The sequence below is a fragment of the Leucobacter sp. UCD-THU genome (genome assembly GCF_000349545.1).
Classification (GTDB): Bacteria; Actinomycetota; Actinomycetes; order Actinomycetales; family Microbacteriaceae; genus Leucobacter; species Leucobacter muris.
Map to the genome: position 1 here is coordinate 407,553 of NZ_KB714602.1, position 17,029 is coordinate 424,581.

General features: G+C 70.0%; 11 protein-coding genes. All 11 read left to right on the plus strand.

What is annotated here, in order from left to right; genetic code table 11:
* Nucleotides 1-96: 96 nt before the first annotated feature.
* The 11 genes from H490_RS25130 (at nucleotide 97) to H490_RS25180 (ending at nucleotide 16,984) form a co-directional block, all read left to right on the plus strand.
* Nucleotides 97-1,032: a 2-hydroxyacid dehydrogenase gene (locus H490_RS25130; protein WP_017884246.1), complete on the plus strand. Its 936-nt coding sequence runs from the start codon at nucleotides 97-99 to the stop codon at nucleotides 1,030-1,032.
* A 229-nt stretch (nucleotides 1,033-1,261) separates the two neighbouring features.
* Nucleotides 1,262-1,882 carry a DUF4956 domain-containing protein gene (locus H490_RS25135; protein WP_017884247.1) on the plus strand — a complete coding sequence of 207 codons (621 nt, stop codon included), beginning with the start codon at nucleotides 1,262-1,264 and terminating at the stop codon, nucleotides 1,880-1,882.
* The gene (locus tag H490_RS25140) at nucleotides 1,879-2,679 is read left to right on the plus strand and encodes a polyphosphate polymerase domain-containing protein (RefSeq protein ID WP_017884248.1); all 801 of its coding nucleotides are present in this window, start codon (nucleotides 1,879-1,881) and stop codon (nucleotides 2,677-2,679) included. The genes H490_RS25135 and H490_RS25140 overlap by 4 nt, the downstream gene beginning before the upstream one ends.
* Nucleotides 2,676-4,115, plus strand: coding sequence for a carbohydrate-binding domain-containing protein (locus H490_RS25145; RefSeq protein WP_017884249.1), 1,440 nt, complete (start codon nucleotides 2,676-2,678; stop codon nucleotides 4,113-4,115). Before H490_RS25140 ends, H490_RS25145 begins: the two co-directional genes overlap by 4 nt.
* 124 nt (nucleotides 4,116-4,239) lie before the next feature.
* Complete coding sequence (locus tag H490_RS25150) at nucleotides 4,240-5,625, plus strand: glycine--tRNA ligase (protein WP_017884250.1); 1,386 nt, start codon at nucleotides 4,240-4,242, stop codon at nucleotides 5,623-5,625.
* A gap of 236 nt (nucleotides 5,626-5,861) precedes the next feature.
* The gene (locus tag H490_RS25155) at nucleotides 5,862-7,112 is read left to right on the plus strand and encodes a CPBP family intramembrane glutamic endopeptidase (RefSeq protein WP_152424253.1); all 1,251 of its coding nucleotides are present in this window, start codon (nucleotides 5,862-5,864) and stop codon (nucleotides 7,110-7,112) included.
* On the plus strand, nucleotides 7,105-8,493 hold the full coding sequence (locus H490_RS31130) for a hypothetical protein (RefSeq protein WP_017884252.1): 1,389 nt from the start codon (nucleotides 7,105-7,107) through the stop codon (nucleotides 8,491-8,493). Before H490_RS25155 ends, H490_RS31130 begins: the two co-directional genes overlap by 8 nt.
* A gap of 668 nt (nucleotides 8,494-9,161) precedes the next feature.
* Complete coding sequence (locus H490_RS25165; protein WP_152424254.1) at nucleotides 9,162-15,659, plus strand: SdrD B-like domain-containing protein; 6,498 nt, start codon at nucleotides 9,162-9,164, stop codon at nucleotides 15,657-15,659.
* A gap of 139 nt (nucleotides 15,660-15,798) precedes the next feature.
* Nucleotides 15,799-16,266 carry a hypothetical protein gene (locus tag H490_RS25170; protein ID WP_041205516.1) on the plus strand — a complete coding sequence of 156 codons (468 nt, stop codon included), beginning with the start codon at nucleotides 15,799-15,801 and terminating at the stop codon, nucleotides 16,264-16,266.
* A complete protein-coding gene (locus H490_RS25175) occupies nucleotides 16,263-16,727 on the plus strand; it encodes a phage holin family protein (protein ID WP_017884255.1) in 465 nt (154 codons plus the stop codon). Before H490_RS25170 ends, H490_RS25175 begins: the two co-directional genes overlap by 4 nt.
* On the plus strand, nucleotides 16,724-16,984 hold the full coding sequence (locus tag H490_RS25180) for a DUF3618 domain-containing protein (RefSeq protein ID WP_017884256.1): 261 nt from the start codon (nucleotides 16,724-16,726) through the stop codon (nucleotides 16,982-16,984). The genes H490_RS25175 and H490_RS25180 overlap by 4 nt, the downstream gene beginning before the upstream one ends.
* The last annotated feature ends 45 nt before the right edge of the window (nucleotides 16,985-17,029 follow it).

Here is a 17,029-nt window from a genome sequence, read left to right on the forward strand (position 1 = left end):
ATTACGTTACAGCCAACTGCCCCCGAGTGCTGCAGCGAGCCCCGGGACGGCGCGATCCGCCTGGCGCGAACTGGCGCCGACACTACACTCGATCGTATGAATGACCTCGTCGTCTCACTGCCCGCCGAAGAGCCGCTGCGCGACATCCTGGGCGAGGTGCCCGGGGTCGAGTTCGTCGCCTGGGATCTCGAAACGCCTGCTCCGCGAGAGTATTTCGATATCGTCGTACCGCCCTACTGGGGCGGCGCGCGCTGCCTGTCGGCGCTCGATGGCGTCGATGTGAAGCTGGTGCAGTGGCAGTCGATCGGCTACAACGGCGTGGCGAGGCATCTGCCGGCCGGGTTGGCGTTCGCGAACGCCGCGACCGTGCACGAGACCTCCACTGCCGAGCTGGCGGTGACGCTCGCGCTCGCGTCGCAGCGCGGCATTCCCGAGTTCGTGCGGGCGGGCGACGAGGGCCGCTGGGATCTGCGCGAGTTCCCGAGCCTCGCCGATCGCCGTGTGCTGCTCGTCGGGTACGGCGGAGTGGCGAAGGCGGTCGAGGCGCGGCTCGCGGGTTTCGAGGTGCAGCTCACCCGCCTGGCCCGCTCGGCGCGCGAAGAGCAGAATCTCGCCGGTGACACGGTCGAGGTGCGCGGCTTCGAGGATCTGCACGAGTGCCTCGCCGACGCCGAGGTGGTGATCCTCGCGGTGCCCCTCACCGACGGCACGCGGGGGCTCGTCGACGCCGCGGCGCTCGCCGCGATGCCTGACGACGCCCTGCTCGTGAACGTCGCCCGCGGGCCCGTGGTCGACACGGACGCGCTCGTGGCCGAGCTGCAGGCGGGCCGTCTGCGTGCGGCGCTCGACGTGACCGATCCCGAGCCCCTGCCCGAGGATCACCCGCTGTGGAAGTGCCCGAACACCCTCATCACGCCGCACGTCGGCGGTGATTCGAGCGCGATGGAGCCGCGCATGGTGGCCCTGATCGAGCGCCAGATCGCGCATCTGCGCGCGGGGGAGTCGCCCGAGAACCTCATCGATCTCTCCTGAGACGCGGCGGGATCGCGGCCGATCCGCCTCGTGAACCCGCCCGACTCGCCGGGCGATCCCGGCCGGCCGCGTGCGATCCCGCCCGCCCCGGCAGCGCCGCCGATCCGCCCCGAGAGCTCCTACCCGCCTCGCAGTCGAATCATAAGGTCCGCATAACTCCGTTCGCTGGAATGGACGCAGTCGGGATCCCCTCGCGGTCGCCGACTCCGTTCGACGATAGGAGCTCGGCGTGTCCGCCCCCAGCCTGACCCTCATCGCTGTCGACCTGGTCGCAGCGCTCATCCTCACCCTCGGCCTCTACTACCCGAGGCACCGCCGCAGAGACCTCGTGGTGGCGTTTCTCGGCGTGAACATCGGCGTGCTGGCGGTGACGTCGGTGCTGGGCGGCACCGAGATCGCGGCGGGGCTGGGCCTCGGCCTGTTCGGCGTGCTGTCGATCATCCGCCTGCGGTCGTCGGAGATCTCGCAGCGCGAGGTGGCGTACTACTTCTCGGCGCTCGCGATGGGGCTCATCGGAGGTCTCGCGACCGACTCGCTGCTGGTACCGGTGGCGCTGATCGTGATGATCCTGGCGGTGATGTGGTTCGCGGATCACCCGGCGCTGCTGGCGCGCAGCCGGCATCAGGTGGTGCGACTCGACCGTGCGATCGCCGATGAGGGCGAACTGCGCGGCGAGCTGGAGCGCAGGCTCGGCGGCCGGGTGACGTCGATGACGGTACAGGATCTCGACTTCGTGAACGACACGGCGCTCGTCGACGTGCGGTACCGTCTGCCGCAGCCGACGCGGGGTCGACTCGTCGCCCCGCTGCGCACGCGCGCGGTGCAGATCGCGTCGGGGGAGGCGCGGTGACCCCCGTGGAGCGGTCGACGGAGCGCTTCTCGGAGGTGACGCTCGGCGAGCTCGTCGCCGACGCCGAACTGCTGACCCGGGTCGACCGCAAGTACCTGCTGCCCGCCGACGACGCCGTGACGGTGATCCGCGGCCTCGACGCGAGCACCCGCGTGCTCGACGTCGACGGGGCGCACGGCTGCGACTACGCCTCGGTCTACTTCGACACACCGGACCGCCTGAGCTACCGGCTGGCGGCGCAGCCCCGCCGGCGCCGCTTCAAGCTGCGCACCCGCGCCTACGCCGGCAGCGGAGCCGCGTTCCTCGAGATGAAGACCCGCGGCGGGCGTGGTGCGACGGTGAAGGAGCGCATCCCGTATGCGGCGCGCGACCTCGACCGGCTGACGGCCGAGGGCCGCGTGTACGCTGCCGAGTCGCTCGCGAGCATCGGCCTCGATCCCGGTCTCGACGCGCAGCTGCGCCCCGCGATCACCACCCGATACCGGCGCACGACGCTGCTGCTCGGCGACGGCAGCCGGGCCACCGTCGACACCGGCCTCCTCTGGCTCGACGCCGACGGGCGGCGCCTGTCGCTGCCGGGGCACGTGATCGTGGAGTCGAAGTCGGTGGGGCACGTGACCCCGCTCGACCGGGCGCTGTGGCGATCCGGCCACCGCCCCCAGAACATCAGCAAGTTCGGCACCGGCACCGCCGCGCTGCACCCCGAGTTGCCGGGCAACAAGTGGGCGCGGCTGCTCCGCGGCCCGTTCGCCTCACCCCGGCAGACCCATCCGCATTCCCCGAAGGAGCGACCATGAAACGCCAGATCCTCGCCGCCGCCGCGATCGCCCTCTCGGGCGCCCTGCTCGTGGGGTGCGCGGCCGCGGCCGACGAAGCCGAGGCGCCGACCGCGGCGGCCTCGGTGTCGGCCGGCGCCGACGTCTTCTCTGGCGACCTCAGCGCCGAGGAGGTGCTCGCCGCCAACGCCGACTACACGACCGTGAACGACGACGAGTGGTCGGCCGCCGACGCGGTCGACATCGAACTCTCGGGATCCTCGGCCTCGTCCTCCGCGGCCGGGGTGGGCGTCGACGAATCGACCGTCACCATCACCGAGGCGGGCGTCTACCGGGTGAGCGGTGCCCTCGACGGGCGGCTCGTGGTCGCCGCCCCCGATGACGCGCTCGTGGTGCTGATCCTCGACGGCGTCGACATCGACAACACGGCCGGACCCGCGATCGAGGTGCAGAGCGCCGACGACGTGGCGATCAACCTCGCCGACGGCAGTGAGAACACGGTCTCCGACGCCGCGTCGTACGCCGACGACGCCACCGCGAACGCCGCGATCGACGCTCGGGCCGATCTCACGATCTCGGGATCCGGATCCCTCTCGGTGCACGGCAACGGCAACGACGGGATCTCGAGCACCGACGACCTGGTGATCCTGTCGGGCGACCTCACGGTCACCGCTGCCGACGACGCGCTGCGCGGGAAGGACGCGCTGGTGGTGGAGGGCGGCGCGCTCGCGCTCGCCGCCGGCAGCGGCGACGGGCTGAAGAGCGACCAGGAAGAGGATGAGACGCGGGGCTACATCCTCGTGACCGGGGGCGACATCGACATCACCGCCGGCGATGACGGGGTGCAGGCCCAGACCGACACGGTGATCACGGGCGGCACGCTGACGGCCGCGGTGGTCGACGACGGCGTGAAGGGCGAGGTGATCGTCTCGGTGGGCGGCGGCGACATCACCGTGACCGAGTCGACCGAGGCGATGGAGGCCGTGAACATCGGCATCTTCGCGGGTGTTCTCGACCTCACGGCCTCGGACGACGGCATCAACGCCTCGGGCCTCAACACGGGCGGCGCGGATCGGGAGACCGACACCGGCGAGCGCCTCGAGATCTCGGGCGGCACGATCACCATCGTCGCCGGCGCCGACGGGCTCGACTCGAACGGCACGATCGGCATCTCGGGCGGGGACATCGTCATCACGAGCGCGGACAACGGCGGCGACATCCCGGTCGACGCCAACGGAGAGATCACGGTGACGGGCGGCACCGTCACCGCGAACGGCGCCGAGTGGGATCCGGCGACCGCGCAGCAGGGCCCCGGAGGCATGGGCGGGGCCGGTGCGCCCGGCGGCATGCCGGGCGGCGATGGCTCGGGAGCCCCGGGCGGCCCCGGGGCGGGCGGCTTCGGCGGCACGCCGCCCGAGGGGGCCGACGGCATGGCGCCGGGTGCGCCGGCGCAGTAGCCCGCCGCACCCGGTCGCCGGCCCCGGCGCTTGGTGCACCCGAGGGCGTAGGATGGTCGGATGCGCCGGGCCCCGCGCCCGGCGCTTCCCAAGATCCCCGCTTGCCCCTTGGAGTGAATCGAACATGGCTGAACAGTCCCGCCTCGACAAGGTCATCGCCCTCGCCCGCCATCGCGGCTTCGTCTTCCAGGCGGGTGAGATCTACGGCGGTTCGCGCTCCGCATGGGACTACGGCCCCCTCGGCACCGCGCTGAAGGAGAACATCAAGCGCCAGTGGTGGAAGACCATGGTGCAGAAGCGCGACGACGTGGTCGGCATCGACTCGAGCGTCATCCTGCCGAGGCAGGTGTGGGAGGCCTCGGGCCACGTCGAGGTCTTCAGCGATCCGCTGGTCGAGTGCCTCAGCTGCCACAAGCGCCAGCGCGAGGATCACCTCATCGAGGCGTTCGAGGAGAAGAAGGGCCGCGCCCCCGAGGGCGGCCTCGCCGAGATCGTCTGCACCAACTGCGGCGCCCGCGGCCAGTGGACCGAACCGCGAGCCTTCTCGGGCCTGCTCAAGACCTTCCTCGGCCCCGTCGACGACGAGTCGGGCCTGCACTACCTGCGCCCCGAGACCGCTCAGGGCATCTTCGTGAACTTCGCGAACGTGCTGCAGGCGGCGCGCATGAAGCCCCCGTTCGGCATCGGCCAGATCGGCAAGAGCTTCCGCAACGAGATCACGCCGGGCAACTTCATCTTCCGTACCCGCGAGTTCGAGCAGATGGAGATGGAGTTCTTCGTCGAGCCGGGCACCGACGAGCAGTGGCAAGAGTACTGGATGAACGAGCGCATGAGCTGGTACACCGACCTCGGCATCGACCCCGAGAATCTGCGCTTCTACGAGCACCCGAAGGAGAAGCTGTCGCACTACTCGAAGCGCACCGCCGACATCGAATACCGCTTCGGCTTCCAGGGCAGCGAGTGGGGCGAGCTCGAGGGCATCGCGAACCGCACCGACTTCGACCTGTCGACGCACTCGAAGCACTCGGGCAAAGATCTCAACTTCTTCGACCAGACCAAGAACGAGCGCTACACGCCGTACGTGATCGAGCCGGCGGCGGGTCTTACCCGGTCGCTGATGGCGTTCCTCGTCGACTCCTACCGCGAGGAAGAGGTGCCGAACGCGAAGGGCGGCACCGACAAGCGCACGCTGCTCGCGCTCGACCCGCGCCTCGCCCCGGTGAAGGTGGCCGTGCTGCCGCTCAGCCGCAACGAGAAGCTGTCGCCCCTCGCCCGTGAGATCGCGCAGGATCTGCGCGACGACTGGAACGTCGACTTCGACGATTCGGGCGCGATCGGCCGCCGCTACCGCCGTCAGGACGAGATCGGCACGCCGTTCTGCGTGACGGTCGACTTCGACTCGCTCGACGACAACGCGGTGACCGTGCGCGAGCGAGACACGATGGAGCAGCAGCGCGTACCGCTGGCCGAGCTGCACGGTTACCTCGCCGCGCGGTTGCGCGGGGCGTGAGCGAAGACGCGGCAGCGTTTTCGCCGCGCCGCGGCGCCGCTACTGCGGCGGCCCACGGAGCGAAACGAGGGGTAGGGGCGTGAGCGAAGACGCGGCAGCGTTTTCGCCCGGCCCGGCTCGACGGGCACGGCGGTTTCTCCCGAGACTGTCAGAGGTATGGGGCAGGATTCTGTAGCAGCAGGATCCCGCCTCGATCTGTGCGCCGAGCGATCGTCGGCGAGAAGAAGGAGACATCCATGAGCGTCCCAGAGCAACCCGCGCCGCAGCAGTCGGCGCCGCAGCAGTGGGCGTGGGCGGCTCCGGCGCCGGTGATGCAGACGGTCGAGACCGAGCCGCTCGAGTACCACCGCCTGCTGCGGGGTGTGGCGAACTATCGCTGGTGGAAGCCGCTGCTGCTCCTGCTGCTCGCGGGTGTCTACTTCGGCGTGTTCACGGTGATCCTGGCGGTCGGTTTCGTGCCGCTGATGATGGCGGGCGATCCCGAGTACCTGAACGACCTCGCGTCGGGCAGCACCGAGATCATCGACACGCAGCGGCCGTTGTCGGTGCTGATGAGCATGCTGTCGATCATCGTGATGCTGCCGGCGGTGATCCTCGCGATGCTTACGCTGGGCATGCGCCCCGTGGGCCGCGTGTGGTCGGTCGCGGCGCGGCTGCGCTGGGGGCTGCTGCTGCGCCTGCTCGGGGCGGCGGTGCTCGCGCTGATCGCGATGACGGCGGTGGGCATGGCCGCCGAGATCGGCCTGCAGGCGATCGTGGATCCGGCGGCGCTCTCCGAGCCGCCCGCCGAAGCGGATCGCGCGTTCGACGTGAACGCGGCGCTGATCTCGCTGGTGCTCGTCATCGTGCTCGTGCCGGTCCAGGCGGCGACCGAGGAGGTGGTCTTCCGCGGGCTGTTCATGCAGGTGCTGGGGGCGTGGCTGCGCAATCCGTGGTTCGCGATCCTCATCCCCTCGGTGGCCTTCGCCATGGCGCACATCTACGATTTCTGGGGTCTCGCGGCTGTGGGGCTGATGGGCGTCGTCGCGGCTTGGCTGACCTGGCGCACGGGCGGCCTCGAAGCGGCGATCGCGATTCACATCGTCAACAACCTGGTCGGCTTCGGCTTCATGGTGACCGGCTTCGGCGGCGAGACCGCGCAGACCGCCGACGGCGGCAGCGCGGGCGGCCTGCTGGGCGAGATCGTCGGGCTCGGGGTGTTCGTCTGGCTGGCGCTCAAGATCTTCCGCAAGGGCGGTCACGGGCGCTCGCGCATCGACCTGGTGCAGGTGCAGGCGCCGACGCTGCAGCCGGTGCAGCCGACCTCGCCGCAGATGCAGTCGCAGTCGCAGCCGCCCATCGCGGGGCAGGGGGGCGCGGCGGCTCCGCAGGCTGATGCGGCCGCGCCGCCATCTGCAGAACCGCGGGAGCAGCCCGCGGAGCCGCAGTCGCCCGCAGTAGAGCCGCAGTCGCCGAACCCGGGGTCAGAGGAGCAGCAGCGTGGTTGACGTCTACGTGATCGGCGGTGGCCTGCCCGAGCTGTCGGCGGCTCTCGAACTGGCCGAGGTGGGCCTCTCGGTGCGCACTGGCGACTGGCCGATCGAGGGCGCGCCTGCCGCGGTCGCTCGGGCCCGCGCCGAGGCGGTCGGCGGAGCCGACGCACTGCCCGATCCCGACGGCGTGCTGCGCGAACTGCTGCAGCACATCGCCGCGCCTCTCTCGCAGGGCGGGCACGTGAACGACGAGGTGCGCGCCGTGTCGGTTGCGCCGAACCCCGTGCTGCTGCGCGGCATCAAGCAGGAGTGGGTGCCGCAGCCCGTTCCGGCGGCCCTGGGCATTCCCGCGGTGCCCATCTCGTCGCAGGCGGTCGCCGTGCTCGGCGGTCGCGCGGCCGCGCGGGCGTACCTGGATCGGGTGAAACCGGTGCTCACGATCGGCAAGGCGCACTCGCTCGGCGAGCTGGTGCGCAGCCGCCTTGGCGAGGCGGTCGTGGAGCGGCTGGTCGACCCGTTCGTGCGCGAACGCTTCGGTCTCGCCGCCGACGAGGTCGAGGTCGCTGCGGCGGTGCCCGGCCTCAACGAGGCGCTCACCCGCGCGGGGTCGCTCTCGGGTGCGGTGCTGGCCAACGCCGATCGTGATGTTGCACGTGAAACCGCGGTGGCGCCGGTGGCGGGCTGGCCCGCAGCGTTCGCAGAGCTGAAACAGCGGCTCGGTCTCTACGGGGCGCAGGTCGCTGCGGCGACCGTCACCGCCGTCGAGCGCACGGGCGATGATGTCTGGCGCGTCGAAGAGGTCGACGGCACGGTGACCGAGGCGCGCGCGCTCGTGGTGGGGGTCGACGCATCGTCGGCTCGCGAGGCCACGGCTGTGCTCGAAACCGCGGGCGTGCTGTCCGAAGCGCTGCACGACGTGCTGCCGACGCGCTGGCGCATGGAGGCCCGGGTCGCCCTCGCGGCGGGCGCCGACAGACTCCCGCTCGGTGACGAGCCCGCGCTGTGCGCGGTCGAGCTCGCCGAAGGGCAGCACTGGGCGGTGCGCGTCGAACCTGGCGGCGCACGCCGGGCGCGCCTCTCGGGGCCCGTGATCGAGGGGGTCGACCTCGAGGGCGTGCCGAGTGAGGGGCAAGTGCAGCGCTCGGTGAGCGAGGCTCTCACGGCCGTCGGACTGGCCGCGGCCGGCGGTGTGGAGGCGGTGCTGCGAATCGCCCCCTACGCGTCGATCGAGCAGCGCGAGGCTGCCGAGCGCCGACTGGGCGCCGCGCGCGAAGCGACGCACGACCTGCTCGCGGTGGGCGAGGCGCTGCACGGCGGCTCGACCGCGAGCGCCGTGGCCGACGCCCGCACGCAGGCGGTGCTGCTGCGACGGCGTCTGGCGGGCATCGCCGACTGACCGACTTCTCGACGGGTGGCCCTGGGGCGTTCTCGGCACATGACCGCTCCCTGGGCGCGTCGCCGTTCCTTGAGCCCGCCGCGGTTGCCTGGCGCGTTCCCACTCCCTGAACCGTTCCCTGAGCGCGGCCGGGACTCCCGGAGGCTGCCTCGCTCCCTGAGCCTGCCGAAGGGAACGAACACCCTCCCCGAGCGGTCAGAAAGTGCTGCGCTTTTGCGGTCCTTGAGCAGTTCTTGACCTCTCGATGGGGTGGTCTGCGACGGTTCCCCGGCGCGGCCGCGATTCCATGAGCGGGTCGCGGTTCAGTGAGCGCGTGCCCGGCCCCCGAGCCTGTCGAGAGGAACAAGCGCCCCGAGTGGGCAGAAAGTGCGGTGTTTCTGCGGCTCGCGAGCTATTCTTGCCCACTCGGCAGGGGCAGGTCGGGGCTCCGTGCGCGCGTGCGTGCTCTCTGGGCGGGAGATGCGGCTCAGGAGGCGCCTGGGGCGGCGGGTGGCGTCCTCGCCTCCGGGGTGAAAAACGCGCCGAACAGGGTGATTGTTCCCTGTGCGCGGCCTATGCCCCGTCCCCGCGTGGCTACGATTGGGCAGAACCGGGTCGACTGGTGCGTTGAGGGGAGCGACGCGACATCGGTAGTGCCGTGTGTCGTTCGACCTTGGGAGTGCTCTTCGATGCGTGCTGTGGGTGTGGGCCGCGAGAGCCGTCGCGCCGTCGTGAGGCGGGTGCTGTCGGGCGTCGCGGCGGCGGCGGTGGTGGCGGGCGGCCTGGTCGCGGTGAGCGCGCCAGGCGCGACGGCTGCACCGGGCCCCAACCCGTACACCGACGTGCGGGTGACGAAGAAGTACGACGGCACTGGGCATGGCACTGATGCGGCGTCGTTCGTGAACACGGCGAACGGGTTCAGCCCCGGCGACGATGGCCCGAGCGACGGGGTGGTGTCGTCGGGCGACGTCGTGGGGTACGAGGTGGAGCTGAAGTTCCAGGCCGGCCCGAAGCGCACGGTCGCGGTGTCCATGGGCAGCGCCGCGTACCTGCGCTGGTCCGAGGGCAAGGCCGAGTTCTGCGCGCCGGTGCCGGGGGTCTCGGTGCAGGTGAGCGGCAACTCCTGCCTGTTCACGATCGAGGAGGGTGCGGCGGCGAGCGTGACGCGCACCCTGCTGATGACCGCCTCGGATGCGCAGGGGTTGGCGCGTACCGAGCAGAAGTTCCCGGTATCGGTCGGCATCAGCGGCCAATCGCCGTACGCTTCGGTGGAGACCGAGGCGGTGACGGTGGTGTCGGCGCCGCAGGCCGATCTCACGATCCGCCCGAGCGCCCAGCTGCACACGTACGAGGGTGCGGCGTCGGGCGGGTTCACGATCACCCCGCGGGCGCTCAAGCGTGAGGGGTTCTCGCCGGTCAAGGGAGTATCGACGGGCATGCAGTGGGAGGCCCGCGTGAACGTGTCGGCGTTCCCCGCGGGCACGACCTGGCGGCTCGGCACTCAGGCGGTGACCCCCGTCGACGGCTGGCTGACGCTGAAGTACTCGGGGGAACCTCAGCTGAACTTCACGGTGCCGGGCGGCTGGCCCGAGCAGGACGAGGGATCCACGGCCGTCTACGACGTGTGGATGGAGGTGCCCGGGAGCGCATTCAGGTCGACCGATTACCTGAACAACGGCGACGGCTGGCAGCCGGGCACGGGCAAGCCCCAGAGCTGGTCGACGTACGATCCGAAGACCGGGTCCATCGGCGGCACCCCCTACCCGAACAACGACTACTCGGCGGCGCGGGTGTACCGGCCGATTCCGGCGTCGGGCGAGCTGTTCAGCAAGCGGGTGGCGTATCCCTACACCGGATCACAGTCGAAGTTCGAACCGGGCAACATGCAGTGGGCGGCGGCCTCGTCGACGGGATACTCGAATGCGGGCAGCCCCTGGCAGCTGGCGGCCGGCGCGCAGTTCCGGCAGGAGCTGTCGGTGCTCACCACCGCAATCGAGGTTGGACCTGGCGACCCGGCCCCGCAGATCGTGGTAGCTGACGAGTGGGATCCGGGCTTGCAGCGGGTGGACGGTTTCGTCAACGTGACCGGCCCCGACGGCACCCCCGTGGACCCGGCGTCGTATCGCATCTTCTGGTCGACGACTGAGACGGGCGACCCGATCGCCGATGCGTCGGTGACGCAGGGCTGGGTGGAGCAGGAGGAGGCGCCGGCGGGCGGGCGCGCGATCAGGGTCGTCTTCGCCGAGGGCGCCCTGCCGGTGCACGACCAGGCGGGCGCGGGCGCGTTCACGGTGACGGTGCCCGCGAAGATTCGCGAGAGCGTCAAGCCGGGCGACGGGCCGGTGGTGCAGGACGTGATGCGGGCCCGGGTGGGCGACGGCGACATCGCCGGCGCGACGGGCGCGGTGCAAGTGGTGTTCCCCGTGATCCCCACCCTGCAGGTCGAGCACACCGTCGCGAACCCGCAGACCCCGCCGGGCAGCACCGCCTCCTATCGGGTGAGGGCGCGTGGGGTGAACCCGCCGATCCCGGCGGCGGGGTTCGCGGCCCGCGTCGAGGTTGAGGCGGATCGGTGCGTCACCGACCCCGTGAGTACCAACCCGGCCTGGCAGCTGACCGTGATCCCCGCCGAGCCCGGCCCGTCGGGGCGTGTCTGCGGCGATCCCGAGTCGACTCCGGCCCGCCTCGTGTTCACGCCCGCTGAGGGCCTGATCGCGGGTTCGTACCAGGACTGGAACAAGACCGCCACGCTGCCCGACATCACGTACGACGCGAAGGCCACGTACACCGCGCGCGACACGATCGTGTCGGCGGCGACGTTCTCGCTCGACGGCGCCGAGCAGGTGCTGCCGGCGAGCGCCGAGGCGCGCAGCACCGTGCCCGAGCAGCTCACCGCCGCCGCGCGGGTGAGCGTGGTGACGCCGCAGCAGGAGATCGAAGAACCCCTCACCTGGCGGGTCGATCTCGCCGCCACCCTCAACGGCACGGGGCACACCGAGACCGTGATCGCGCTGCCCCGCAACGGCGACGGCGCCGCCTACCAGAGCCAGGTGCCCAACTGGACCGCCAGCCCCAAGACGTCGAGCTTTCAGGGCAGCCTCGCGCTCACCGGAGCGGGTTTCGGGGTCGAAGACACCACCGACGGCGCCGAGGCGTTCTTCACGGTGACCGCGAACCCCACCCTCAACCCGGGCGACCCGAACTCGGTGTGGCACCCGGTCTCGCAGGCAGGCCAGGGCGGCGTGCCCCCCCTCGCCGGCGCGACCGCGCTGAAGGTGCGTCAGCCCGCGAACGGCGCCGGCGCGAACGCGGCCCTGAACGTCACCCTGCAGCCGACCGGCAACCGGCAGGGCAACAACTACCTGCTGTGGGCGGGTAGAACGATCACCGACACGGGTGTCGAAGCCGCACCCGTGCCCTGGCCGGCGCGCGCACAGGTGGTCATGGCGAGTGCGAGCGGCACGGTCTGGAATGACGTGAACAACGACGCCGTCATGCACGCGACGGAGCCGAAGGTGCAGGGGGCATCGGTCGGTCTGTATCGGGTGGTGAACGGGGTGATCGAAGACGCACCGGTGCGCACCGCGGTCACCAACGCGACCGGCTACTACAGCTTCACCGGGCTCGTGCACGGCGACTACGTCACCCGCGTCGACCAGCGCGGGCCCAATCTCCCTGCACACCTCACCAGTTACTACGGCCAAGACCTCGCAGTCGACCCCACCTTCTCGTTCATCAACCGCAGATTCGCCAACGCCGCCGAGCAGTCGACGGTGTTCACGCTCGCCATGGGCGGCGCGCAGAACGGTGTGAACTACGGCTTCCACGCCGCCGAGCCCAAGGTCGACATCGACAAGAACGAGGCCAGCCTCGCCTGCAACGACACCACCGGTGTCTGCGACGTGGCCTGGCAGCTCACGCTCACCAATCTCGGCAACACGCCGGTTGCCGGGGGCACCCTCACCGACACGGCGGGTGCTGAGCTCTACGATGTTGAAACCATCTACGGCGAGATCGGCGACCCCGTGCGAGAAGTAGTGAGCCATGGGAGTGGGGCTTTCTTCGCCGTTACCGACGCGGGCCGCGTGTATTCCTGGGGAGCAGGCGGAGACCTTCTCGGAAATGGAACTGCCGATGAATCAAACCCCGTAGCGAAGCCCGTGGTCGGTCTCGAGGGCCTTCGGATCTCAGAGTTGGTCCCCTCTCAGAATGCCGTGTACGCCATCACCGACTCGGGTCAGGTGTACGCGTGGGGCGGGAACCTTGATGGGGAACTCGGCAACGGAGGTAGCGAACCTTCTGCTATTGCCGCTCCCGTGCTCGGACTTGAGCAAGTGGTCGTCGAGAAGATAGCTGTTCGTCCATGGGGCGCCTATGCTCTCACCTCTGCCGGGCAGGTGTACTCCTGGGGGCGCGGGATTAACGGGGAGAACGGAAACGGTGGATTTACCAGTAACCTCTCCGCTCAGCCAGTCCAAGGTCTTACTGGCGTAACGATCGTCGAGCTCGACGCGGGCTCCTGGACCGGGTACGGAGTGACATCGACTGGGCGAGTGCTTGCGTGGGGCAACGGTACCTTCGGCCGCGCCGGGAACGGGACTCAGCAGGACAACCTTTCGGCGAAACCGGTACTAGGGCTTGAAGGGGTGACGGTTCAAAAACTGGTCGGTCACCCTGATGGCGGCTTTGCGATCACTTCGACGGGTGCGCTGTACGTCTGGGGCAGCCAACAATATACGGGTAGCGGCTACAAACTGTCTGCGCAGGTGGTCACCGGCCTCGAGGGTATCGCTATCGAGAGCGTGTGGGCCAGCGGATCCTTCTACGCGCTTACTGCGAATGGCGGCGTCTACGCCTGGGGAAATGGTGCACATGGCGCACTGGGAAACGGGACTACGGAGAATAGCGCGGTTGCCCTTCCCGTGCTGGGGCTAGAAAGCGTTGAAGTCAAAGAGCTGTTCCCCAGTTACGGGGGTGCATTTGCCCTGACCGAGGATGGAAGTCTTTTTGCTTGGGGAATCGGGCTGAATCACCGGAATGGCAATGGAAGCACCGCGAACAATCTGATCGCGGCCCCGGTGCAGAGACTCGAGAATGTCGCAGTCCGATCCGTGATTCAGCGGTTTCGAGTCTTTGCGGCCGTCACCTCCTCCGGAGAGCTCTACGCTTGGGGAAACGCCCCTTCCCTGTCCTTCAGCAGCGCCGTCGCGACCGCCCTGGGAGGATTCAGCGGTGTGAAGCAAGCTGCTGAGCCCGGGAGTGCCTATTACGAAAACGAAGACGATGAGCTAGTAGAAGGCCATGCGATAGCAGGAGTTGCACAGGACGGCTCTGTTCTGGCGTGGGGATCCGAGAGACTCGTTGGAAATGACGGCACTGGCGATAACTTGGTCGCCGAAACCGTACGGGGACTGCCTGAACTCTTCCTGCTGAACGACGGTGTCCTGGCTTCCTCGGCACAACGTATCGACGGCTTCATCGAGCGTCAGTACCCGATATCCACGATTCCCGTCGGGGAGTCGCTCTCGATCGTGGTGCGCGGCAAGGTGAACCAGGGCGCCGCCCACGCGAACCTGCTGAATCAGGCCTGGTTCACCTCGCCCTCGACGCCCTACGCGGGCATTGCGAAGAACGCGGGGGCGGGCCGGGCGAAGCCGATCCTGCCCGCCGACCCGGCCGCGACTCCCAATCCCGCGGGTATTCCGGGCAACCCCTCCTGCGACACCGACGTCGACGGGCAGAACAGCACCACTCCCGACTCGTGCGACCAGGTTCCGGTGCGCATCCCGCTGGCGAAGAACACGCCGGGCGGGGTGCGCGGCACCGTGTGGGCCGACGCGAACCACGATGGGCGGATGGGCGCGCCCGCCGCCGAGCCGCGCGTCGCGGGGGTGGCGGTCGCGCTCTACAACTCCTCCGGGGCGAAGGTGGGCGAGGCGGTCACCGACGCCGACGGCGCCTACGCGTTCACGAACATCGCGCCGGGCACCGGCTACACCGTCGAGTTCGCGGTGCTGGGCACGCACCCCTCGCAGCCGACCCTCGACACGGTGCTCGGCTCGGGGCTCGACCCCGCGGGGTACACGTACGGGGTGACCGCGCGGGCGCCGTCGTGCATGGTCGATGCGTCGTGCGCGAGCCCGACCACCTCCCGCTCGCACTCGGTGCCGGTGCTCGCGGGCGCCGTCACGGAGTACGTCAACGCGGGCCTCACACTCGACACCGCGAAACTCGTGATCGACAAGACCAGCGACCTCGGCGATCCGGCCGTGCTGCCGCCCCGCGCGAACGGCACGAGCGACCCGCTCACCGTGAAGATGCGGTTCACCAACACCGGCGACGAACCGCTGGGCGGGCTGCGGCTCGTCGACACCACCGCCACCGGCCGCACCATGACCTCGCTCGCCTGCGTGAACCCGAACGACGGCACCGCGCTGCGCGCCGCCGACAACCCCGTGCGCACGAGCACGCTCGCCGAGTTCGTGCTCGCGGTCGGGCAGTCGGTCGACTGCACGGGCACCCTGCCGAGCATGAACCCCGCCGACTCCTACGGGCCCGCGCACCGCAACGTGATCGCGGTCACCGGCAAGGGCGTCGAGACCGGCCAGTTCGTCGAGGCCAGCGACCCGTTCGAAGCCGCGATCGGCACGCCCCAGTGGACGATGACGAAGACCGCGACCACGGCGGGCGGCGACCCCCTGCACGACGGCACGGTCGTGCGGCCCGGAGACGACATCAGCTACGTGCTCACCGTGACGAACACGGGCCTCGTGTCACTCGACCACCTCGTCGTCACCGATGACGCCTCCCAGGTGCTGAACAGCGCGCGCCTCTCGGGCGCGCTGCCCGCCGGTCTCAGCCGCGCAGGCGCGATCCTCACCTGGCAGGTGCCCGCCGTGGCGCCCGGCCAGTCGGTATCGGCGGTGTATACGGTCACCGTGAAGAACGACGCCTACGACGTCACGATCCTCAACCTCGCCCACGGCGACGGCATCGTGCCGCCCCAGCAGTGCGCGAAGGCGAGCCCGTGCCGCACCCAGCACGGCACCCCGCCGTGGTTCGCGTTCGGGCTGCCCGTGCTCGGCGGCGACGCGGCGTGGATGTACGGACTGTGGGGCGGCCTCATCGTCGCCGCCGCGGCCGCCGCGACCGTGACCCGGCGGCGCCGACGATCCGCGGTCCCGTGAACCGACCGCGGAGCCGGCAGCCGCGAATCATACAGAAATCCTGCCGCCGTGACCACCGGAATTCCCGAAGCGGTATGAACGGTGTCGCGGGCGGTAGGCTAGCGGCAGGCTATTGAAACGCCAACGGCGGGAGGCAATGATGAAGGGCAAGATCGCATTCGTTCTCGGCGCGGCAGTCGGCTACGTGCTCGGCACTCGGGCCGGCCGTGAGCGCTACGAGCAGATCAAGAACGGCGCTCAGACGCTCTGGCACACCGCCCCCGTGCAGCGCGGCGTCAGCTTCGTGCGCGACGTGGCGCAGACCCGGGTCGACGAGCTCAAGGCGTCCGCCACCCGTGCGGGCAAGAGCGCCATGGCGGCGTTCCTGCGCGACGACGAGAGCGACAAGCGCTCCACCGCGGGCACCACCAACGCATCGACGGCGTCGAAGGCCGCTGTGGGCTCTGCGGCGTCCGAGAAGAGCGATTCGAACAGTTCGTCGAAGAGCGATTCGGGCGGTTCCTCGAAGAGCGCCTCCTCGAATTCGTCGTCGAGCAAGAGCAGCGGGTCGGCCGCGTCCAAGAAGCGCGGTTCGGGGGCGTCCTCGAAGTCGGGCGGTGACGCATGAGTCGCAAGAAGGATCAGGCGGGCACCTTCGAACTGCTGACGCGGCTGCCGCAGCAGATCGTCTCGCTCGCCAAGATCGAGTACGAGAACGCCAAGCGCGAGATCATCTCGAAGGCCAAGAAGGCCGGCATCGGCGCCGGAGCGATCGTCATCGCCCTGTTCTTCGTGTTCTTCATGCTCGAGGCGCTCGTGATCGCCGCGATCGCCGCCCTGGCCCTGGTGTGGCCCTGGTGGCTGGCCGCGCTCGTCGTCGCCGCAGCGCTGCTCGTGCTCGCGGCCCTCGCGATCCTCGCCGGCGTCGCGCTCATCAAGCGCGGCAACCCCGTACCGGAAGAGACGCTCGAGCGCGTGGGCGACGACATCTCTGCCATCAGCGAAGTGCGGATCAACGCCGAGCCCCCGACATCGCGGCCCGCGGGCTCGCAGATGCCGCGAGTCGGCGAGGAAGGGAACTGGCGATGAACGCACACGAGAAGCAGCAGGGTGTAGTCGCGGCGGCGCAGGCGCGCGCCGAACTGTACGACACCCTCGCGCAGCTGAAGGATCGCCTCAACTATGCGCAGCGCGTCGACGACGCGGTCGACGACATGAAGCATCGCGTTGCCGAGCAGAAGCGGCGCAACCCGCTCGCCTTCGCGATCGGAGTCGCGGGCGCCGCCGCCATCGTCGGTCTGGGTGTCTGGACGGTCACCAGCGCCGTCATCAAGCGCTTCGAGTGAGTCGATCCGGCCCGCCGCGGGCAGGTCACAGTTGAGTTGCGTTCC

Excerpts from the sequence above, each read along its gene's own strand:
- H490_RS25130 (WP_017884246.1), top strand. The coding sequence starts at position 97 with ATGAATGACCTCGTCGTCTCACTGCCCGCCGAAGAGCCGCTGCGCGAC.
- H490_RS25145 (WP_017884249.1), top strand. The coding sequence starts at position 2,676 with ATGAAACGCCAGATCCTCGCCGCCGCCGCGATCGCCCTCTCGGGCGCC.
- H490_RS25150 (WP_017884250.1), top strand. The coding sequence starts at position 4,240 with ATGGCTGAACAGTCCCGCCTCGACAAGGTCATCGCCCTCGCCCGCCAT.
- H490_RS25155 (WP_152424253.1), top strand. The coding sequence starts at position 5,862 with ATGAGCGTCCCAGAGCAACCCGCGCCGCAGCAGTCGGCGCCGCAGCAG.
- H490_RS25165 (WP_152424254.1), top strand. The coding sequence starts at position 9,162 with ATGCGTGCTGTGGGTGTGGGCCGCGAGAGCCGTCGCGCCGTCGTGAGG.
- H490_RS25170 (WP_041205516.1), top strand. The coding sequence starts at position 15,799 with ATGAAGGGCAAGATCGCATTCGTTCTCGGCGCGGCAGTCGGCTACGTG.
- H490_RS25175 (WP_017884255.1), top strand. The coding sequence starts at position 16,263 with ATGAGTCGCAAGAAGGATCAGGCGGGCACCTTCGAACTGCTGACGCGG.
- H490_RS25180 (WP_017884256.1), top strand. The coding sequence starts at position 16,724 with ATGAACGCACACGAGAAGCAGCAGGGTGTAGTCGCGGCGGCGCAGGCG.